Origin of the sequence: Pseudoxanthomonas sp., assembly GCF_051953815.1 — a bacterium.
Taxonomy (GTDB): Bacteria; Pseudomonadota; Gammaproteobacteria; order Xanthomonadales; family Xanthomonadaceae; genus Pseudoxanthomonas_A.
The window spans coordinates 79,762-98,983 of record NZ_JBQCIJ010000046.1 but is presented as its reverse complement, the minus strand read 5'-3'; the positions used below and the strand labels follow the sequence as shown (position 1 = coordinate 98,983).

Here is a 19,222-nt window from a genome sequence, read left to right as displayed (position 1 = left end):
CCCTCGCCGCGTACGTCACGCCGCCCGCTGCGCCGCCACGAATTCGGCCAGCGCGCGCACGCTGGCGAAATGCCGGCGGGTTTCCTGCGAGTCGGCCGACAGACTGACGCCGTAGCGCTTCTGCAGCGCCAGGCCCAGTTCGAGCGCATCGATCGAGTCCAGCCCCAACCCCTCGACAAACAGCGGCGCCGTCGTGTCGATGTCATCGGGACCGATGTCCTCGAGGGACAGGGCGGTGATGATCAATTCCTTGATCTCGTGCTCAAGTGCCTGCACGCGTTTCCTCTCTCCGGAAAAAGTTCGTCAAACAAAAAGGTGGTTCGTCAAATAGTCGGTGAGCCGCCTGGCGGCTGCCGCGTCCCCTCCGGTTCCGGGTTCGGCGGCATCCAGGAACCGTGCGATTGGCAGGTCTTCCTGAACGTCCACCACCACATGGAATCGGCGCGTGGGCACACGATACCATTTCTCCCCTTTCCCCAGCGTCATCGGCGTACAGCTCAACCGTACCGGCGTCACGTCCAGACGGCCCCGGACGGCGATGTTGGCCGCCCCGCGCTGCAGCTTCGGCGGCTGCCCCCGGACTGTCCGCGTACCCTCCGGAAAGATCACCAGGTTGCCGCCCGCCTTCACCGCCGCGATGCAATCCTCCACCAGCCCGGCGCCGTCGTCGTTGGATACGTAACCCGCGGCCTGGACCGGCCCCCGCATGAACGGATTCCGGGCCACCGCCGACTTCACCACGCAATCGGCATTCGGCAGCAGCGACACCAGGAACACCACGTCGATCAGGGTGGGATGGTTGGCCAGGATCAGCAGCCCGTCCCGCTGCAGGCGTTCGCGATGGCGGATTTCGTAGGTCAGCAGGCCCAACCGGCGCATCAGTTCGACATGTGCGGCAAAGCTGCGCTGCACCGTCCGCCGGACCAGTCGCCGCCGGCGCAGCGGATCGCGCACGCACCATTGCAGGGGTGGGAACACCAGCAGTCGCAGGGCCAGCCCGCCGAGGCCGAAGGCCAGGAAACTCAGGCCGGTGCCGAATATCCGCCAGAGATGGTTCAGGCGTTCACCCACCGTGGCGCCACTCCCAGCGCTGGGCGTCCACGCGATGGCGCAGGGACCCGGAGCCGGCCAGCAGGAACCGCAGGACGTCCAGCCCGTGGGGCAGCCCCGATACGGACTCGGGCTCGCCTTGCTCCGCTACGCCGCAGCCCAGGGATATCCGGGCACCTTCACGCGCCGCGAGCGCGACCCGCCAGCACCAGGCGTGGAAGGGATCCGGCTCGTCCCTGAAATCGACATAGACCTCGGGCAAGGCGGCGTCGTAGACCACCACCAGCACCTCCGGCGCGCCATCTCCGAGCAGCCCGACCGCCTCCACCAGGGCCGTTTCCGGCGTGGCCCGGCCGGCGGCCAGTGCCAGATAGTTGCCGCGCTCTCCCCGCACGATCGAATACAGCGCGGCGATCGCGTTGTGGACCGACAGCCCGAAGCTGGTCGGAGAAAGACCTTCCTGCCGGCTCAGCGATTCCAGCAGTTCGACCGAACAGGCCACGTCGCCATGCCGCGAGGCGAACACGAATGGAATGCCCTCGGCCTCCGCGCGTTGGCACCAATAGGCGGTCTGGATGGCCATCCGGCCCAGGCGGTCGATACGCCGCCGCTGCATCGCCGGCACTTCACTCAATGCCGGGGTGCCGTCGCCCACCGGAATGAACGGCTGTCGCGCCCACGCCTGCCAGGCTTCGGCCGTTTCCAGCCCGGGCGCCCAGGCGGCCCATTCGGCGATGGTGAACTGGATATTCACGATGCTGCGTACCGCCGTTGTTTCTGCGAGCGCCCTATTCCACCGGATGCGCCCCGAATCCGCCACCGTGAAATTTTTTTTTCACAGACGCTTGCAAGTCGCCGAAGCTCTCCCTACAATTTCGCTTCTCCCGCCGCGTGGGGCCATAGCTCAGCTGGGAGAGCGCTTGCATGGCATGCAAGAGGTCGCCGGTTCGATCCCGGCTGGCTCCACCAACTTTCCAGGCATTAGGCCGTCTGGAAAGAAAAAATCAGGCGGCAAAGTTTCAAACGCGTCCCCATCGTCTAGAGGCCTAGGACATCACCCTTTCACGGTGGCGACCGGGGTTCGAATCCCCGTGGGGACGCCAATTTGATTGAAGCAAACAGGGCTCGGGAAACCGGGCCCTGTTTGTTTTTGCGATTGTCTTTGCGTGTGCGGATTTACAGGGGCGTTCGCGCTACGGGCGATACATGGGCGGTTGCGGATCCTGTCTGCCTGCTCCGTCACGAATCCGCGATGCGCACGCAGGCTATGCCGCGTCCAGCGCCGCGTTTTCCACGGCCTTCAGCGTCGCCACGCCGTGCCCCTGCTCGGCCAGGTACTCCAGCCATTTGCCGAGGAAGGTGTTCATGCGCATGCGATGGCTGATCACTTCCGCCGGTGGCGGATACAGGCCAATCACGTCCTGCCAGCGACGGCCGACGTAGCAGTGCGTGGCCTCGGCCTGGTGCGCGTCGCGATACAGGCGCACGAAGGCGGAAGGATCCGGCTCGCCGGTCAATGGATCGCGCAGATCGTAGGTGAGCCGCAACTCGACCGTGTAGCGGTGGGTCTCGATCACTTCCAGGCGCACGTCCAGGCCGTCGCCGACCGAGGACAGGTAGGTGCCGGCGGTCAGGTGATCCGGCGCGAACAGGCGCATCAGCCGCGCGTGGTTTTCCGCATACAGCGCCATCAGCCAGCCGAAGCGGCTGAGCTTGGGAATGCGGGCCTGGCGGTCGGTGGCGGGAGGTTGCATGGGGCCGATGCTACACGCTGGCCGGCGCCCGCGGCAGCATTGACGGCATCGCCCGGGAAGCCTAAGTTAAGGTTTCCCGTCACGGGATTTCCCGGCCGCTTCCGGCCAACTCCCCGCCTCAGAACATCTCGCGCTGCAGCCCCAGCGTGGACAGCACCTTGCTGGAGATTTCCTCGATCGACTTGTTGGTCGTGCTCAGGGTCGGAATGCGCTCCACCTGGAACATCGCCTCGGCCGCGGCGACCTCGCGCTTGCAGGTATCCATCTGTGCATAACGGGAATTGGGGCGCCGCTCCTGGCGGATCTGGTGCAGACGATCCGGGTCGATGGTCAGGCCGAAAAGCTTGCGGCGATAGGGACGCAGGCGCGGCGGCAGGCGATCGGTTTCCAGGTCCTGATCCGTCAACGGATAGTTGGCCGCGCGCACGCCGTAGTGCAGCGCCAGGTACACGCAGGTCGGTGTCTTGCCGGCACGCGACACCGCCACCAGGATGACGTCGGCCTCCTCGTATTCCAGCGCGATGCCATCGTCATGGGTCAGGGCGAAGTTCATCGCGTTGATGCGGCGATGGTAGGTCTCGAAATCCACCAGGCCATGCGCCTGGCCCACCCGCGATTGCCGCGGCGTGCCCAGTTCGCGTTCCAGCGGCTCGATGAACGGCGCGAACACGTCCAGCATCAGCGCCCCGCTTTCGGCCAGCAACACGCTCAGGCCCGGATCCACGCAGGAATTGACCACGATGGGCCGGCTGCCCAGCGCCACTCCGGCCCGGCGGATGCGGTCGGCCGCGTCCCGGGCTTTTTCCTCGTCATCGACGAAGGAAATGCGGTCGGTCTGGAAGCGGAAGCCGCTGAACTGGGTCAGCAGGCTGTGGCCGATGGTTTCGGCGGTGATGCCGGTACCGTCGGAAACATAGAAAACCGGCCTGGTCACCAGGCCGCCCTGCTCCGGATTCACCACGAAACCCCCTTCAGATCAAGCTTGTCTGCAATTGGTATTGCATAGCATCATATCGCCTCTTTCCCCACGGACACGGCCCGGCCGGTGGTCTCGGCGCGGCGCACGGTCAGCTTTGGAGCTTAACGCTTGAACGAGAACATCCTCTGGCTGCATGCGTTGCGCCTGTCCGACCTTGCCCGCGTCGGCGGCAAGAACTCCTCGCTTGGCGAAATGATCGGCCACCTGGCCGGCCTGGGCGTCTCCGTCCCCGGCGGTTATGCGACCACGGCCGAGGCGTTCAAGGCGTTCATCGCCCACAACGATCTGTCCAAGCGGATCTTCGACAAGCTCGCCACCCTCGACGTCGAGGACGTGCCGGCGCTGACCGCCGCCGGCCGCGAGATCCGCGGCTGGGTCATCGACGCGCCTCTGCAACCGGACCTGGACCAGGACATCCGCTCCGCTTACGCGCAGCTGTGCGCGGAAAACGGCGGCGGTGAAGTCGCGGTGGCGGTGCGTTCCTCGGCCACCGCCGAGGATCTGCCCGATGCCAGCTTCGCCGGCCAGCAGGAAACCTTCCTCAATGTCACCGGCGCGGACGACGTGGTCCACAAGGTGAAGGAAGTCTTCGCGTCCCTGTACAACGATCGCGCCATCGCCTACCGCGTGCACCACGGCTTCAAGCACGAGGACGTGTTCCTGTCCGCCGGCGTGCAGCTGATGGTGCGTTCGGACGTGGGCGCCTCCGGCGTGCTGTTCACCCTGGACACCGAATCCGGTTTCCGCGACGTGGTGTTCGTGACCGCCAGCTATGGCCTGGGCGAGAACGTCGTGCAGGGCGCGGTCAACCCCGACGAGTTCTACGTCTACAAGCCGACGCTCGCGCAGGGCAAGCCGGCGATCCTGCGCCGCGCCCTGGGCAGCAAGCAGATCCGGATGGTGTATTCGGACCGGCCGGGCGAGCGCGTGCGCAACGAGGACACGCCGGCGGACCTGCGCGGCAAGTTCTCGATCAGCGACGCCGACGTGCAGGAGCTGTCCAAGCAGGCGCTGGTCATCGAAAAGCATTACGGCCGCCCGATGGACATCGAGTGGGCCAAGGACGGCGTCAGCGGCAAGCTGTTCATCGTGCAGGCGCGCCCGGAAACGGTGAAGTCGCGCGCCAAGGCCACCCAGATCGAGCGCTATGCGCTTGAAAAGCGCGGCACCGTCATCGCCGAGGGCCGCGCCATCGGCCAGAAGATCGGCAGCGGCGTGGCCCGCGTGGTGCGCTCGCTGGACGACATGAACCGCGTGCAGCCCGGCGACGTGCTGGTCGCCGACATGACCGACCCGGATTGGGAACCGGTGATGAAGCGTGCCTCGGCCATCGTCACCAACCGCGGCGGCCGCACCTGTCACGCGGCGATCATCGCCCGCGAACTCGGCGTGCCGGCGGTGGTCGGCACCGGCAACGCGCTGGACAGCATCGCCGACGGCGTCGAAGTAACGGTCAGCTGCGCCGAGGGCGACACCGGTTTCATCTATGACGGCGCCCTGCCCTTCGAGCGCACCACGACCGACCTGGACAACATGCCGCCGGCGCCGCTGAAGATCATGATGAACGTGGCCAACCCGGAGCGCGCGTTCGACTTCGGCCAGTTGCCCAACGCCGGCATCGGCCTGGCCCGCCTGGAAATGATCATCGCCAGCCACATCGGCGTGCACCCGCTGGCGCTGCTGGAATACGACCGCCAGGACCTGGACACCCGCCGCAAGATCGACGCCAAGATGGCCGGCTACGCCGACCCCGTCAGCTTCTACGTCGACCGCCTGGCCGAGGGCATCGCCACCATCACCGCCTCGGTCGCGCCGAACCCGGTCATCGTGCGCCTGTCGGATTTCAAGTCCAACGAGTACGCCAACCTGATCGGCGGCACCCGCTACGAACCGCACGAAGAGAACCCGATGATCGGCTTCCGCGGCGCCAGCCGCTATGTCGATCCCTCGTTCGAACCTGCGTTCGCGCTGGAATGCCGCGCTGTGCGCAAGGTCCGCGACGACATGGGCCTGGACAACCTGTGGGTGATGATTCCGTTCGTGCGCACCCTGGAAGAAGGCCGCAAGGTGGTCGAGGTGCTGGCCCGCCATGGCCTGAAGCAGGGCGAGAACGGACTCAAGATCATCATGATGTGCGAGGTTCCCTCGAATGCCCTGCTGGCCGACGAGTTCCTGGACATCTTCGACGGCTTCTCGATCGGCTCCAACGACCTGACCCAGCTGACCCTGGGCCTGGATCGCGACTCCAGCATCGTCGCCAACCTGTTCGACGAGCGGAATCCGGCGGTCAAGAAACTGCTGTCGATGGCGATCCAGACGGCGCGCGCCAAGGGCAAGTACGTCGGCATCTGCGGCCAGGGGCCGTCCGACCATCCGGACCTGGCCGAATGGCTGATGCAGGAAGGCATCGAGTCGGTGTCGCTGAATCCGGACACCGTGGTCGATACCTGGCTGCGTCTGGCAAAGCGAAAAGCGTCATAATCCGGGCCGCATGGCCCTGATCACCCTTCCGACCAAGACGCCCCCCGCGGCGTCCACACCCTCCGCCTCCCGCGCGTTCGACTGGAGTTCGATCGACTGGGGGGCGGTGCTCGCCAACTGGGCCATCGCCGCCGCCATCGTGCTGGTGGGCTACTGGCTGTCCAAATGGATCAGCCGGATCGTGTACCGCGCCCTGACCCGAGGTGGCGTCGAAGCCACCCTCGCCGGCTTCCTGCGCAATGTCTGCTACGCGGTGATGATGGTGGTGGTGCTGATCGCCGCGCTGCAGAAGATCGGCGTGCCAACCACCTCGGTGCTGGCGGTGGTCGGCGCCGCCGGCCTGGCGGTGGGCCTGGCCCTGAAGGACTCGCTGTCCAACATCGCCTCGGGTGTGATGCTGATCGTGTTGCGCCCGTTCCGCGACGGCGACCACGTGCAGGCCGCCGGCCTGGAGGGCGTGATCGAGGAAGTGCGCATCTTCCAGACCCGCCTGCGCACCTTCGACAACCGCCTGATCGTGCTGCCCAACAGCATGATCACCACCGCGCCGATCATCAATTTCACCGCCAAGCCGCGCCGCCGCGTCGACATCCTGGTCGGGGTGGGCTACGACGACGACCTGAAGCAGGCCAAGGAAGTGCTGCTCGCGCTGGCCCGTGCCAATCCGCTGGTGCTGGCCGATCCCGCGCCAGCGGTCATGGTGAGCAAACTGAGCGAAAGCAGCGTCGACCTGACCCTGCAGGCCTGGGTGAAGACCAAGGACTTCGGCGAGGCCCGCAGCCAGCTGACCGAAGCGGTGCGCACCGACATCATCGGCCACGGGCTCAACATCCCGTATCCGCAGCGCGACCTGCACGTCTACCACCACAATGCCGACGGCACCCCGCTGACCCAGCTCATCACCCGCGCCGTCGCCGACGATGGCGACGTCGCGCCGCCGCCGCCGACACCCGCGCCCTGACCTGCCCCGTTCCCGTGGCAGCGACGTCGGTCGCGAGAGGCAACGGACCGGAGGGTTGGACGGGTCGCGACCGACGTCGCTTCCACCAGGAAGCCGTCGTCGCCTCAGCCGGCCAGTTGGGCCAGGTGCCTGCGGTAGTGGCGCAGTTCTTCGATCGAGTCGCGCACGTCACTGAGCGCGGTGTGCGCGGCCTGCTTGCGGACGCCTTCCAGCACCGGCGGCGCCCAGCGGCGGGCCAGTTCCTTCAGGGTGCTGACGTCCAGGTTGCGGTAATGGAAGTATTTTTCCAGCCGCGGCATCAGGCGGTGCAGGAAGCGGCGGTCCTGGCAGATGGAATTGCCGCACATGGGGGACGCGTTCGGCGGTACCCACTCTGTCAGGAACGCCACGGTCATCGCCTCGGCCTGGCCCAGGCCGACCTGGCTGTCCAGGACCCGCTGCCACAGCCCGGACTTGCGGTGCTGGTTGCGGTTCCAGTCGTCCATGGCCTCCAGCGCCTCCAGCGGATGGGCGATGGCCAGCTCCGGCCCCTCGACCAGCACGTTCAACTGCGAATCGGTGACCACCGTGGCGATTTCCAGGATGGAATCCCGGCCCGTATCCAACCCGGTCATTTCCAGGTCGATCCAGATGAGTCGGTCGTTGTTCGCGTTGTTGGCTGCCATGCACCTGTCCGTTGGAAAAAGGCCGGGATCCCGGCGCGTTGCGGGAAATCCGCGTGATGTCATCATAACGCAGACGCCCACCACCACCGGCCCATGAACAATTTCGCGCATTACGCCGTCCTGACCGCGATGCTGGCGCCCGCGTTCTTCCTGACCGCCACCGCCTCCCTGCTGTTGTCCGCCAACAACCGCCTGGCCCGGATCATCGACCGCGCCCGCACCCTCCTGCGCGAACTGGTCGACATCGAGGACGAGCACGAACGCCAGCTGTACGAGATGCGCATCCGGCTGCAACGCCGGCGCAGCCTGATCATCCTGCGCGCCGGCCAGCTGCTGTACGCGGCCATCAGCTGCTTCGTCGGCACCAGCCTGGCGGTGGCGGTGGACACCTTCGTCGACCACCGGCTGGGCGGCCTGCCCACCTGGCTGGCCGCGGTCGGGGTCCTGGCGATGCTCGCCGCCAGCCTGTTGCTGGCGCGTGAATCGACCCTGGCGGTGACCGCCATCAACGAGGAAATGGACCACCGCCACGTCAAGCGGCGGTAGGCGTCGGCTCGCGCCGGTCCCCGGCGCCCGCGAGCGCGCGTAGCGGCGCGTATTCCGCTAGATGAGCGGGCGACCGCGCTTGGCGCGGAAGTAATTGGTCAGGCGGCGACCGGCTTCTTCCCCCAGCACTCCGCCGTGCACCTCGATGCGATGGTTGTGGCGCGGGTCGGCCAGCAGGTCGAACACGCTGCCACAGGCGCCGGTCTTCGGATCGGCGGCGCCGTAGACCACCCGCGCGACCCGCGCATGCACCATCGCCATCGCGCACATCGCGCAGGGTTCCAGCGTCACGTACAACGTGGTGCCGATCAGCCGGTGGTTGCCCAATGCCTGCCCTGCCCGCCGCATCGCGACGATTTCGGCGTGCGCACTGGGATCGTGTTCGGCCAGATTGCGATTCCAGCCTTCGCCAAGCACCCGGCCATCGGCGTCCACCAGCACCGCGCCGACCGGAATCTCGTCATCCTCGCGCTCCGCCCGCTCGGCCAGCGCGAGCGCGTGCTGCATCCAGCGGATGTCGTCGTCGGGCGTGGGCATTGAAGGCGGGAACGTCGCGCGGCAGGTGCCACATCGTGGTCGATGCGGCACGCGAACGTCAATGCGGCGACCCGTCATCTCTGTTCCGGCCCGACGAGCCTCCGCGGATCGCTGTCGGCGCCACGCCCGCGTTCCCATCGATATACCTACGTATAACCGGAGCAGACCACGGCAGCCTAGGCACGCCCGGACGCGCTCCGGATAATTTCCCCACCGCGCATCAGCGCCCATCGACGGCGTGATCGCGCGGACGCACACCACCTCGATTTCCGCGCGTTCGCGCGCAGCCGGAGACTCTCCATGGATCCCGACCCACACGGGCGCTTCGCCGCGTCCCCGCACCTGCCGATTCGTCGCCACCCGGCGCCCTCGCCGAGGGTTTCCCACGCCTGACCGCGGGGACCTCACGGGCGTCCCCCGGAGGTTCCCATGATCCGTACTTCCCTCTATCCCGCCCTGCGTGGCGCGCTGCACGCGCGCGACGTCGCCACCCTCCGTCGCCTCTACCAGCAGCATGGCGCGGCCGCGTTCGCGGGTGCGCTGTCCGTCTGCTCCTCGCGCGTCTCCGCCGACGCGTTGTCGCTGCTGCCGTTGCAGGGCCGGATCCGCGTTTTCCCGCACCTGCCGGCGTCGGCGCGGGCCCAGGTCCGGCCGTTGTGCCGCTCCGTCCACACCGCGCCCGTCCTGGCGCCGCGATCCGGCGGTGAGCGTCCATGAAGACGCATCCGCTCCAGACCTCGGTCGCTTCGGCGAACTTCCACTTCTTCCGCCTGAGCCTGCGCCTGCGGCAGGGCTGGAACGACACCGTCGAAGCCAGGGTCCAGCGAGCGCGCGGGCTGCACCTGAGGTTCGTGCACCGGCGCGAACACGCCCTTGTGTTCGGCATCGACGCCCCGGGGAACAACCGCCGCGAACTGGCCCGGCTGGTGCGCCTGCTGTCCTGCCACCCGGGCGTGCGCACGGTGCGCTGGGAAGTCGTGCCCACGACCGCCGATTCGTTCGCCCCTTTCGCCTGATCCGTTCCCGAAGCCGCGCCGCCGGCGCGACGCATCTTTTCCAGGAGTTTCCCGATGAACCTGCTCAAGACCTGGTTCGATACCTTCCTGCGCAGCCGCCGCGCAGCCGGCCTGTTCGGCCGCCGCGCGATGCCCGAAGCCGGCTTCGGGCGTGGCGATGCGCGGGTGTCGACGCCCTTGCCCTCGCGGCTGCTGTTGCAGGCGGCGCAGGATGACGTGCCGGCCGCGCTGGCGCGGCTGGAATCACACGAGGATGGCCTGAGCGATACCGAAGCCGATGCGCGCCGCGACCGCTTCGGTCCCAACGAAGTCGATCACGAAAAGCCGCTGCCGTGGTGGCGCCACCTGTGGCAGTGCTATCGCAATCCGTTCAACCTGCTGCTGACCGTGCTGGCGGCGGTGTCCTATCTCACCGAGGATGCCAAGGCGACCGTGGTCATCGGCACCATGGTGCTGCTGTCCACCCTGATCCGGTTCGTCCAGGAAGGCCGCTCCAACCGCGCGGCGGAACGGTTGAAAGCACTGGTCGGCAACACCGCCACCGTCATCCGCCGCGATCTGGGCACCGAGGCGGCCGACGTGGCCGAACGCTATTTCGGCACCCAGTTGCATTCGCGGCGCGCGCCCAGCCACCAGGAAGTGCCGATCCGCGATCTGGTCCCCGGCGATCACATCGTGCTGTCGGCCGGCGACATGATTCCGGCCGATTGCCGGGTGCTGGCCGCCAAGGATCTGTTCGTCGCCCAGGCGGCGATGACCGGCGAATCGTTGCCGGTGGAGAAGTTCGCCGAATGCCGCCCCGGCGACGGCGATCTGCCGGCGCAGCCGAACCTGCTGTTCATGGGCACGAATGTCGTTTCCGGCACCGCCACCGCGCTGGTGGTGGCGACCGGCCAGGACACCTGCTTCGGCGCGGTCGCGCACCGGGTCACCGCCAGCGATCACACGCCCACCGCGTTCCAGGCCGGCGTCAACAGCGTCAGCTGGCTGCTGATCCGGTTCGCCCTGGTGATGGTGCCGTTCGTGCTGCTGATCAACAGCGTGACCAAGGGCGACTGGATGGAAGCATTCCTGTTCGCGCTGTCGGTCGCGGTCGGGCTGACCCCGGAAATGCTGCCGATGATCGTCACCTCCACCCTGGCCAAGGGCGCGGTGCTGCTGGCGCGCCGCAAGGTCATCGTCAAGCGCCTGGACGCGATCCAGAACTTCGGCGCGATGGACGTGCTGTGCACCGACAAGACCGGCACCCTGACCCAGGATCGGATTGCGCTGGAGCGGCATACCGACGTATTCGGACACGATTCGGAGGACGTGCTCAAGTTCGCCTACCTCAACAGCCACTACCAGACCGGGCTGAAGAACCTGCTGGATCGCGCGGTGCTCGAACACGTCGAACTGCAGACCGAACTCCGGCTCGCCCAGGACTATCGCAAGGTCGACGAGATCCCGTTCGATTTCGAGCGCCGCCGGATGTCGGTGGTGGTGTCCGAGCGCGAGGATCACCACGAGCTGATCTGCAAGGGCGCGGTCGAGGAGATGCTGGCGGTCTGCACCCAGGTACGTGACGGCGAAACCGTGGTGCCGCTGGATGCGCGGATGCTGGCGCGGGTCCGCCGGGTCACCCAGGAACTCAACGAGGAAGGCCTGCGTGTCGTCGCCGTGGCGATGAAGGAAACGCCAGCCGCGCGCGATGCGTACGCCGTGGCCGACGAAAGCGACCTGATCCTGGTCGGCTATGTCGCTTTCCTGGATCCGCCCAAGGAATCGGCCGCGCCGGCGCTGCGTGCGCTCGCCGACCATGGCGTCGAAGTGAAGGTGCTGACCGGCGACAACGAACTGGTCGCCGCGCGGGTGTGCTCGCAGGTCGGCCTGGAAGGCGATGCGGTGATCACCGGCCCGCAGCTGGATCGGATGACCGACGCGGCGCTGGCCGCGGCGATCCAGCGCTACCGCGTGTTCGCGCGGCTCACGCCGATGCACAAGGAGCGGCTGGTGCGGGCGCTGCGCGGCCAGGGCAAGGTGGTGGGCTTCCTCGGCGACGGCATCAACGATGCCCCCGCCCTGCGCGCGGCCGACATCGGCATCAGCGTGGACGGCGCGGTCGACATCGCCAAGGAGGCCGCCGACATCATCCTGCTGGAGAAGAGTCTGATGGTGCTGGAGGAAGGCGTGATCCAAGGGCGCCGGACCTTCTGCAACATGCTCAAGTACATCCGCATGACCGCCAGTTCCAACTTCGGCAATGTGTTCTCGGTGCTGGTGGCCTCGGCCTTCCTGCCGTTCCTGCCGATGCTGCCGCTGCAGTTGCTGGTGCAGAACCTGCTGTACGACGTGTCGCAGATCGCCATTCCCTTCGACAACGTGGACGAGGAACTGGTGCGGCGGCCGTTGCAATGGAACCCGGCGGACATCGGCCGCTTCATGGTGTTCTTCGGCCCGATCAGCTCGATCTTCGATATCAGCTGCTTCGCGATCATGTGGTACGTGTTCGGCGCCGACACCGTGGCCGAACAGGGCCTGTTCCAGTCCGGCTGGTTCGTGGTCGGCCTGCTCACCCAGACCCTGATCGTGCACATGATCCGCACGCCGCGCCTGCCGTTCGTGCAGAGCCTGGCGGCGCCGGCGCTGCTGGTGATGACCGGCGTGATCATGCTCGTCGGCGTGCTGCTGCCCATGAGTCCGTTGGCCGGCTACTTCAAGCTGCAGGCGTTGCCTGCCGGCTACTGGCCATTCCTGGTCGCGATCCTGCTGGGCTACGCGATCCTGACCACGCTGCTGAAGCGTTTCTACATCCGCCGCTTCGGCTGGCAATGAGCGGGCACTCGCCGCGTCCGCATGGAAGACCCATGAATCTGGATCTGAACCTGCCCCCGTTCGACCCGGGGGCCACCCTGAGCTCGCTGATCAGCCTGGGCACCGCTTTCCTGCTTGGCTCGGTGATCGGCTTCGAGCGGCAGGTGCGGCAACGTACCGCCGGCCTGCGCACCAATACGCTGGTGGCGGTGGGTGCGGCCGTGTTCGTCGATCTGGCGGTGCGTTTCCATGCGCTGCATGGCGGCACGCCGGGTCCGCTGCAGGTGGTGGCCTACGTCATCTCCGGCATCGGTTTCCTCGGCGCGGGCGCGATCATGAAGGAAGGCGCGCAGGTGTCCGGCCTCAACACCGCGGCCACGCTGTGGGGTTCGGCCGCGGTCGGGGCCTGCGCGGGCGCCAAGCTGCTGCCGGAAGCGCTGATGGCGGCCCTGTTCGTGCTCATCGCCAACACCGTGCTGCGGCCGGTGGTCAATCGCATCAACCGCCGTCCGCTGCAGGAGGAATTCAGCGAGGCCACCTATGCCATCCACGTCATCTGCCGGCGCGCGGCCCAGGCCGGAGTGCTGCAACGGACCACCGAACTGCTGGAAGCCGCGCACTATCCGATCCGTTCGCTGGAGCCGCAGCCATTCGGCACCGACGAGGTGGAACTCGAAGCCGTCCTGTACGCGACCGCGGTCGAGGCCGACGAACTGGATGCCGTGATGTCCGTCATCTCACGCCTGCCCGGCGTGTCGCAGGCGTTCTGGAGCGCCAGCGCGGAGGAATGAACTGCCAGCCCGGGTCATCGCGGCGCCGACGGCGGTGCTATCCTGCGCTGCCGGCAGCGCCTGCGGCGCGGCCTCCGGGAATCCACACCCCAGGTACATGCGAGCGCCCTCCTCCCGCCTCGGCCTGAGCATCGCCATCGCGCTGGCGATCATGGCCGCCATCTTCGTCGCCGACACCTCCACCGACTACGCGGTGGCGGCGGCCGGCTTCTATACCGTGGTCATCCTGGCGGTCGCGCATCGGCTTTCGGCCCGCCAGCTCGTGCTGCTGGCCGGCGCCTGCATCGGCTTGACCATCCTCAGCTTCGCCCTGACCGGTTTCGGCAGCTATCGGGTGGGGCTGATCAATTCGGCCATCGGCATCGTCACCATCGTCGTGACCACCTATCTCGCCTTGAAGATGGAGGCCGCGCGGGCAGCCGCGCAGGAAGCGCAGGCCCGCCTGTTGCGGGTGGCGCGCGCCTCCACCCTAGGCGAACTGACCGCTTCCATCGCCCACGAGGTCAACCAGCCATTGGCCGCCATCGTCACCAGCGGCAACGCCTGCCAGCGCTGGCTGGCGCAGGCGCCACCCAACGTGGACAAGGCGCAGCAGGCCGTCGCCCGCATGCTGGACGACGCCCTGCGTGCGAGCGAGGTGATCGTCCGCATCCGGGGCATGACCCGGGGACAATCGCTGCAGCCGCAGGCCTTCGCGATCAATCCCGCCATCGAGGAGGTCCTCTCGCTGTCGCGCGCGGAACTGGAACGCCACGAGGTCGCCGTCGTTCTCGACCTGGAGGACGACCTGCCACCGGTGTTCGCCGATCGCGTGCAGATCCAGCAGGTGCTCGGCAATCTGGTGCTGAACGCGATGGAAGCGATGTCCGACGTTCCCGTCGGGGCGCGCAAGCTGCACCTGGCGACGTCGCGCGGCGACGCGGGTCGGGTGCGGGTCGACGTCGCTGACACCGGCCACGGTCTGCCGTCCGCGATGGTCGAGCGCCTCTTCGAGGCATTCTGGACCACCAAGGCCGAGGGCCTCGGATTGGGCCTGAGCATCAGCCGCAGCATCGTCGAAGCCAATGGCGGCCGGATCCAGGCCGGCAACCGCGCCGAAGGCGGCGCGCGCTTCCAGTTCGAACTGCCTGCCGCGCCGGACACAACCGCATGAACCCACGCCGCCCGCCCGCGCCCGTCGAACCCGCGCCGCTCGTCCGGCTGATCGACGACGACCGTTCCGTGCGCGCCGCGCTGGAGGACCTGCTGGCCTCGGTCGGCCTGCGGGTCCAGGCCTTCGGCTCGGTCGCCGAGTTCCTCGCCGCGCCAGGCCAGGACGCGCCCGGCTGCCTGATCCTGGACGTGCGCATGCCCGGTCGGAGCGGCATGGACTTCCATCGGCAGATGGGCGAACTGGGGATCTCATGGCCGGTGATCTTCATCACCGGTCATGGCGACATCGCGATGGGCGTGGAAGCCATGAAGAACGGCGCGATCGAGTTCCTCACCAAGCCCTTCCGCGACCAGGAACTGCTGGACGCCATCCAGCGGGGCATCGAACAGGACCGTGAACGTCGCAGGGAAGAAGGCGCCATCGATGAACTGCGCGGGCGCTGGACATCACTCAATCCAGGCGAGCAGGCGGTGGTCCAGGGCGTGGTGCGCGGCCGCCTCAACAAACAGATCGCTGCGGACCTGGGCGTCAGCGAGATCACCGTGAAGGTTCGCCGTGCCCAGGTGATGCGCAAGATGCAGGCCAAGACGCTGGTTGACCTGGTGCGGATGTATGACCGCTTGCAGGCGTCCTGACATCATCCGGCTCGCCGGGCCGACTTTGCCCCTGCACGCGATGAGGCGGACTTTTTTCCGGAAGCCTGTCCGCCTGGTCCACCCGCCTTCGGCACCTTCCCCCGCAAGCGGAGAAGGAATCCCCGTCAGGCCACGCCGAGTTTCCCGCGCTCTCCCTCACGGGGTGTCGCGAGTTCCTCGGGGCTCACGAATTCGGCCAGATCCGCCGCCTCGTAGAACGGCCGGATTTCGATCTCGCTCGGGCCCGACATCGGCGCGCGCCTGGCCCAGGCCATGGCCTCGTCGATGTCCTTGACCTCCCAGATCGAGAAGCCGGCGATCAGCTCCTTGGTCTCGGCGAACGGCCCGTCGGTGACGGTCAGACGGGAGCCGTCATAGCTCAGTCGCTTGGCTTCGCCATTGTTCTTGAGGCCGGCGGCGGCCACGAAGATGCCGGCCTGGACCAATTCCTCGGTGAACCGATCCATTGCCGCAAAGGCTTCCAGCGCCTCGGGGGTGGGCTCGCCGATCTTGTCGCCACCTTCGATGGCTTTCACGAACACGAGTACGCGCATCGTCATTCTCCTGATGTAGTCCGCCCCATTGGCGTCTCATCTGGACGACGAGCCAGCGGAGCGGCAATCGACGCCGCTCGAAAGCTTCTCAGCAACAACCGGCAAACCGTTGTTTCAGAAAGCTTCTTTCAGACAACCTCTTATTCCCACTCGATGGTCGCCGGTGGCTTCCCGCTGATGTCATAAACGACACGAGAAACACCGCGCAACTCATTGATAATCCTGTGGGAAACCGTGCCCAACAGATCGTACGGCAGGTGCGCCCAATGGGCGGTCATGAAGTCGATGGTCTCCACCGCGCGCAGCGCGATGACCCACTCGTAGGCGCGGGCGTCGCCAACCACGCCGACCGACTTGACCGGCAGGAACACCGCGAACGCCTGGCTGACCTTGTCGTACCAGTCGGCCTTGCGCAGTTCTTCGATGAAGATGGCGTCGGCCTTGGCCAGCAGGTCGGCGTACTCGGCCTTGACCTCGCCCAGGATGCGCACGCCCAGGCCGGGGCCCGGGAACGGATGGCGGTAGACCATGGTGCGCGGCAGGCCGAGTTCGACGCCGAGGCGGCGCACTTCGTCCTTGAACAGCTCGCGCAGCGGTTCGACCAGGCCGAGCTTCATGTGCTCGGGCAGGCCGCCGACGTTGTGGTGGCTCTTGATGACGTGGGCCTTGCCGGTCTTGCTGCCCGCCGACTCGATCACGTCCGGATAGATCGTGCCCTGCGCCAGCCACCTGGCGTTGCTGAGCTTGTTCGATTCTTCCTCGAAGATCTCGACGAACAGGTTGCCGATGATCTTGCGCTTGGCTTCCGGATCGCTGACGCCTTCCAGCGCCTTGAAATAACGCTCGGCGGCGTTGACCCGCACGATCCTGACGCCCATGTGCTCGGCGAACATCGCCATCACCTGGTCGCCTTCCTGCCACCGCAGCAGGCCGGTGTCGACGAACACGCAGGTCAGCTGCTCGCCAATCGCCTTGTGCAGCAACGCCGCGACCACCGAGGAGTCCACGCCGCCGGACAGGCCGAGGATGACCTCGTCCGAGCCCACCTGCTCGCGCACGCGGGCAATCTGGTCGTCGATGATGTTGGCGGCGGTCCACAGGGTCTTGCAGCCGCAGATTTCGGCGACAAAGCGGCGCAGCAGGGTCTGGCCCTGCTTGGTGTGGGTCACTTCCGGATGGAACTGCACCCCGTACCAGCGCTTGTCTTCCAGCGCCATGGCGGCGACCGGGATGCGATCGGTGACGGCGGTGACGGTCCAGCCCGGCGGCGCCTTGGCGACATGATCGCCGTGGCTCATCCACACATCGATGCGCGGATCGCCATCGTGGTCGGTCAGGCCGCCGAGCAGCGCGTCGTGCGCCACCAGTTCGACTTCGGCGTGGCCGAACTCGCGGGCGTCGGCGGCTTCGGTGGCGCCGCCCAGCTGCGCGGCCAGGGTCTGCATGCCGTAGCAGATGCCGAGAATCGGCAGGCCGGCATCGAACACCTGCTGCGGCGCCTTCGGCGCGCCTGGCAGCGTGGTGGATTCCGGACCACCGGAAAGAATGATGCCCTTGGCGCCGAACTTCGCGATTTCCTCGGGATCATGATCCCAGGCCCAGATTTCGCAATAGACGCCAATCTCGCGGATGCGGCGGGCGATCAGCTGGGTGTACTGCGCGCCGAAATCGAGGATGAGAATTTTGTCGCTGTGCAGATCGGTCATGGCGCCGGAATTCGGAGTGGGATCGGGAATGGATGCGACCATGCTGGGGGCATCGATTCCCGATTCCCGATTCCCCATTCCCGGATGGATCACCCCATCCGGTAGTTCGGCGGTTCCTTGGTGATCTGCACGTCGTGGACGTGGCTTTCGCGCTGGCCGGCGCCGGTGATCACCACGAACTTCGGCTTGCTGCGCATGTCCGCGATGGTCGCGCAGCCCACGTAGCCCATGGTCGCGCGCAGGCCGCCCACCAGCTGGTGGATGATGCCGCCGACCGGGCCGCGGTAAGGCACGCGGCCTTCGATGCCTTCCGGCACCAGCTTGTCGGCGTCGGAGGCATCCTGGAAATAGCGATCCTTGGAACCCTTTTCCATCGCGCCCAGGCTGCCCATGCCGCGATAGCTCTTGTAGCTGCGGCCCTGGAACAGTTCGACTTCGCCCGGCGCTTCCTCGGTGCCGGCGAACAGGCCGCCGATCATCACGGTCGACGCACCGGCGGCAATCGCCTTGCCGATGTCGCCGGAGTAACGGATGCCACCGTCGGCGATCAGCGGGATGCGGTCCTGCAAGGCCTCGGCCACCATGTCCACCGCGGTGATCTGCGGCACGCCCACGCCGGCCACCATGCGGGTAGTGCAGATCGAGCCCGGGCCCACGCCGACCTTGACCGCGTCGGCACCGGCTTCCATCAGCGCCAGCGCGGCATCGCCGGTGACGATGTTGCCGCCGATGACCTGCAGCGACGGGAAGCGCTTCTTGACCCAGGCCACGCGATCCAGCACGCCCTGCGAGTGGCCATGCGCGGTGTCGACGATGACCACGTCCACGCCGGCCGCCACCAGCGCTTCCACGCGCTGGTCGGTGTCGCCGCCCACGCCCACCGCGGCACCGACGACCAGGCGGCTGGCGCTGTCCTTGGCGGCGTTGGGGTTGTCGGTCTTCTTCTGGATGTCCTTGACGGTGATCAGGCCGCGCAGCTCGAAACCATCATTGACCACCAGCACCTTCTCGATCCGGTGCTTGTGCAGCAGCTGCAGGACTTCGGCGTCGCTGGCGCCTTCGCGCACCGTGATCAGGCGATCCTTCTTGGTCATGATGTGGCGGACCGGATCGTCGAGCTTGGTCTCGAAGCGCATGTCGCGGCTGGTGACGATGCCGACCAGCTGGCCGCCGTCGACCACCGGCACGCCGGAGATGTTGCGCGCGCGGGTCAGTTTCAGCACTTCGGCGATCGTCGTTTCCGGCCCGACCGTGAAGGGTTCCTTGATGACGCCAGCCTCGAACTTCTTGACCTTGGCCACTTCGGCGGCCTGCTGTTCGACGGTCAGGTTCTTGTGGATGATGCCGATGCCGCCCATCTGCGCCATCGCGATGGCCAGGCGGGCTTCGGTGACGGTATCCATGGCGGCCGAGACAATCGGCAGGTTCAGGCGGAGGTCGCGCGTGAGGCGCGTCTCCAGGCTGACGTCTTTCGGCAGGACGACGGAGTGGGCGGGGACGAGCGAGACGTCGTCGTAAGTCAGTGCTTCAGCCTGGATGCGCAGCATCGGCGGACCCGGAGTGTGGGGAAGCGCGATATTGTAGCCCGTTACGGCCCCGAA

At 67.0% G+C, this 19,222-nt stretch carries 19 protein-coding genes and 2 tRNA genes; 11 read left to right on the top strand and 10 right to left on the bottom strand.

The window, feature by feature from the left end; genetic code table 11:
* Window positions 1-15: 15 nt before the first annotated feature.
* The 3 genes from ACTHN1_RS14385 to ACTHN1_RS14375 are packed head-to-tail and all read right to left on the bottom strand — an operon-like array spanning window position 16 to window position 1,804.
* Window positions 16-276, bottom strand: coding sequence for a phosphopantetheine-binding protein (locus ACTHN1_RS14385; RefSeq protein ID WP_440471617.1), 261 nt, complete (start codon window positions 274-276; stop codon window positions 16-18).
* A 27-nt stretch (window positions 277-303) separates the two neighbouring features.
* Window positions 304-1,071, bottom strand: coding sequence for a lysophospholipid acyltransferase family protein (locus ACTHN1_RS14380; protein WP_440471616.1), 768 nt, complete (start codon window positions 1,069-1,071; stop codon window positions 304-306).
* The gene (locus ACTHN1_RS14375; protein WP_440471615.1) at window positions 1,064-1,804 is read right to left on the bottom strand and encodes a beta-ketoacyl synthase chain length factor; all 741 of its coding nucleotides are present in this window, start codon (window positions 1,802-1,804) and stop codon (window positions 1,064-1,066) included. The genes ACTHN1_RS14380 and ACTHN1_RS14375 overlap by 8 nt, the downstream gene beginning before the upstream one ends.
* A gap of 139 nt (window positions 1,805-1,943) precedes the next feature.
* Here ACTHN1_RS14375 and ACTHN1_RS14370 point away from each other — a divergent pair.
* Window positions 1,944-2,019: transfer RNA gene (locus ACTHN1_RS14370), tRNA-Ala, on the top strand.
* 58 nt (window positions 2,020-2,077) lie between these two features.
* Window positions 2,078-2,153 (top strand) — tRNA-Glu (locus ACTHN1_RS14365).
* Between the two features lie 162 nt (window positions 2,154-2,315).
* On the opposite strand, the gene ACTHN1_RS14360 is transcribed toward ACTHN1_RS14365, so the two are convergent.
* Together ACTHN1_RS14360 and ppsR are read right to left on the bottom strand one after the other, a co-directional pair.
* Window positions 2,316-2,804, bottom strand: coding sequence for a DUF1249 domain-containing protein (locus ACTHN1_RS14360; protein ID WP_440471614.1), 489 nt, complete (start codon window positions 2,802-2,804; stop codon window positions 2,316-2,318).
* A 118-nt stretch (window positions 2,805-2,922) separates the two neighbouring features.
* The gene (ppsR, locus tag ACTHN1_RS14355) at window positions 2,923-3,738 is read right to left on the bottom strand and encodes a posphoenolpyruvate synthetase regulatory kinase/phosphorylase PpsR (protein ID WP_440471613.1); all 816 of its coding nucleotides are present in this window, start codon (window positions 3,736-3,738) and stop codon (window positions 2,923-2,925) included.
* Window positions 3,739-3,891: 153 nt separating this feature from the next.
* On the opposite strand from ppsR, the gene ppsA reads away from it, so the two are divergent.
* Entirely contained in the window at window positions 3,892-6,264 is a 2,373-nt protein-coding gene (gene ppsA, locus ACTHN1_RS14350; RefSeq protein WP_440471612.1) for a phosphoenolpyruvate synthase, read from the top strand.
* A gap of 10 nt (window positions 6,265-6,274) precedes the next feature.
* On the top strand, window positions 6,275-7,225 hold the full coding sequence (locus ACTHN1_RS14345) for a mechanosensitive ion channel family protein (protein WP_440471611.1): 951 nt from the start codon (window positions 6,275-6,277) through the stop codon (window positions 7,223-7,225).
* A gap of 104 nt (window positions 7,226-7,329) precedes the next feature.
* Here the strand turns inward: ACTHN1_RS14345 and orn are convergent, their stop codons facing one another.
* A complete protein-coding gene (orn, locus tag ACTHN1_RS14340; RefSeq protein WP_440471610.1) occupies window positions 7,330-7,890 on the bottom strand; it encodes an oligoribonuclease in 561 nt (186 codons plus the stop codon).
* 93 nt (window positions 7,891-7,983) lie between these two features.
* On the opposite strand from orn, the gene ACTHN1_RS14335 reads away from it, so the two are divergent.
* Window positions 7,984-8,436, top strand: a complete 453-nt coding sequence (locus ACTHN1_RS14335; protein WP_440471609.1) for a DUF2721 domain-containing protein — start codon at window positions 7,984-7,986, stop codon at window positions 8,434-8,436.
* Between the two features lie 57 nt (window positions 8,437-8,493).
* On the opposite strand, the gene tadA is transcribed toward ACTHN1_RS14335, so the two are convergent.
* Entirely contained in the window at window positions 8,494-8,973 is a 480-nt protein-coding gene (gene tadA, locus ACTHN1_RS14330; RefSeq protein WP_440471608.1) for a tRNA adenosine(34) deaminase TadA, read from the bottom strand.
* 429 nt (window positions 8,974-9,402) lie between these two features.
* On the opposite strand from tadA, the gene ACTHN1_RS14325 reads away from it, so the two are divergent.
* The 6 genes from ACTHN1_RS14325 (at window position 9,403) to ACTHN1_RS14300 (ending at window position 15,361) form a co-directional block, all read left to right on the top strand.
* Entirely contained in the window at window positions 9,403-9,690 is a 288-nt protein-coding gene (locus ACTHN1_RS14325; RefSeq protein ID WP_440471607.1) for a hypothetical protein, read from the top strand.
* A complete protein-coding gene (locus ACTHN1_RS14320; protein WP_440471606.1) occupies window positions 9,687-9,989 on the top strand; it encodes a hypothetical protein in 303 nt (100 codons plus the stop codon). The genes ACTHN1_RS14325 and ACTHN1_RS14320 overlap by 4 nt, the downstream gene beginning before the upstream one ends.
* A 54-nt stretch (window positions 9,990-10,043) precedes the next feature.
* Window positions 10,044-12,803, top strand: a complete 2,760-nt coding sequence (gene mgtA / locus ACTHN1_RS14315; RefSeq protein ID WP_440471605.1) for a magnesium-translocating P-type ATPase — start codon at window positions 10,044-10,046, stop codon at window positions 12,801-12,803.
* 32 nt (window positions 12,804-12,835) lie between these two features.
* Window positions 12,836-13,573, top strand: a complete 738-nt coding sequence (locus tag ACTHN1_RS14310) for an MgtC/SapB family protein (RefSeq protein ID WP_440471604.1) — start codon at window positions 12,836-12,838, stop codon at window positions 13,571-13,573.
* Between the two features lie 97 nt (window positions 13,574-13,670).
* A complete protein-coding gene (locus tag ACTHN1_RS14305; RefSeq protein ID WP_440471603.1) occupies window positions 13,671-14,726 on the top strand; it encodes a sensor histidine kinase in 1,056 nt (351 codons plus the stop codon).
* Window positions 14,723-15,361, top strand: a complete 639-nt coding sequence (locus ACTHN1_RS14300; protein ID WP_440471602.1) for a response regulator transcription factor — start codon at window positions 14,723-14,725, stop codon at window positions 15,359-15,361. The genes ACTHN1_RS14305 and ACTHN1_RS14300 overlap by 4 nt, the downstream gene beginning before the upstream one ends.
* Window positions 15,362-15,486: 125 nt before the next feature.
* Here the strand turns inward: ACTHN1_RS14300 and ACTHN1_RS14295 are convergent, their stop codons facing one another.
* The 3 genes from ACTHN1_RS14295 to guaB form a co-directional block, all read right to left on the bottom strand.
* A complete protein-coding gene (locus tag ACTHN1_RS14295) occupies window positions 15,487-15,915 on the bottom strand; it encodes a YciI family protein (RefSeq protein WP_440471601.1) in 429 nt (142 codons plus the stop codon).
* Window positions 15,916-16,055: 140 nt separating this feature from the next.
* Window positions 16,056-17,621, bottom strand: coding sequence for a glutamine-hydrolyzing GMP synthase (gene guaA / locus ACTHN1_RS14290; RefSeq protein WP_440471600.1), 1,566 nt, complete (start codon window positions 17,619-17,621; stop codon window positions 16,056-16,058).
* Between the two features lie 89 nt (window positions 17,622-17,710).
* Window positions 17,711-19,168 carry an IMP dehydrogenase gene (gene guaB / locus ACTHN1_RS14285; RefSeq protein ID WP_440471599.1) on the bottom strand — a complete coding sequence of 486 codons (1,458 nt, stop codon included), beginning with the start codon at window positions 19,166-19,168 and terminating at the stop codon, window positions 17,711-17,713.
* Window positions 19,169-19,222: the final 54 nt, after the last annotated feature.

Coding starts and splice junctions, on each gene's coding strand:
- tadA (WP_440471608.1), bottom strand. CDS start 8,973: ATGCCCACGCCCGACGACGACATCCGCTGGATGCAGCACGCGCTCGCG.
- ACTHN1_RS14345 (WP_440471611.1), top strand. CDS start 6,275: ATGGCCCTGATCACCCTTCCGACCAAGACGCCCCCCGCGGCGTCCACA.
- orn (WP_440471610.1), bottom strand. CDS start 7,890: ATGGCAGCCAACAACGCGAACAACGACCGACTCATCTGGATCGACCTG.
- ACTHN1_RS14305 (WP_440471603.1), top strand. CDS start 13,671: ATGCGAGCGCCCTCCTCCCGCCTCGGCCTGAGCATCGCCATCGCGCTG.
- ACTHN1_RS14295 (WP_440471601.1), bottom strand. CDS start 15,915: ATGCGCGTACTCGTGTTCGTGAAAGCCATCGAAGGTGGCGACAAGATC.
- ACTHN1_RS14360 (WP_440471614.1), bottom strand. CDS start 2,804: ATGCAACCTCCCGCCACCGACCGCCAGGCCCGCATTCCCAAGCTCAGC.
- ACTHN1_RS14300 (WP_440471602.1), top strand. CDS start 14,723: ATGAACCCACGCCGCCCGCCCGCGCCCGTCGAACCCGCGCCGCTCGTC.
- ACTHN1_RS14335 (WP_440471609.1), top strand. CDS start 7,984: ATGAACAATTTCGCGCATTACGCCGTCCTGACCGCGATGCTGGCGCCC.
- ACTHN1_RS14320 (WP_440471606.1), top strand. CDS start 9,687: ATGAAGACGCATCCGCTCCAGACCTCGGTCGCTTCGGCGAACTTCCAC.
- guaA (WP_440471600.1), bottom strand. CDS start 17,621: ATGACCGATCTGCACAGCGACAAAATTCTCATCCTCGATTTCGGCGCG.
- guaB (WP_440471599.1), bottom strand. CDS start 19,168: ATGCTGCGCATCCAGGCTGAAGCACTGACTTACGACGACGTCTCGCTC.
- ACTHN1_RS14325 (WP_440471607.1), top strand. CDS start 9,403: ATGATCCGTACTTCCCTCTATCCCGCCCTGCGTGGCGCGCTGCACGCG.
- ACTHN1_RS14310 (WP_440471604.1), top strand. CDS start 12,836: ATGAATCTGGATCTGAACCTGCCCCCGTTCGACCCGGGGGCCACCCTG.
- mgtA (WP_440471605.1), top strand. CDS start 10,044: ATGAACCTGCTCAAGACCTGGTTCGATACCTTCCTGCGCAGCCGCCGC.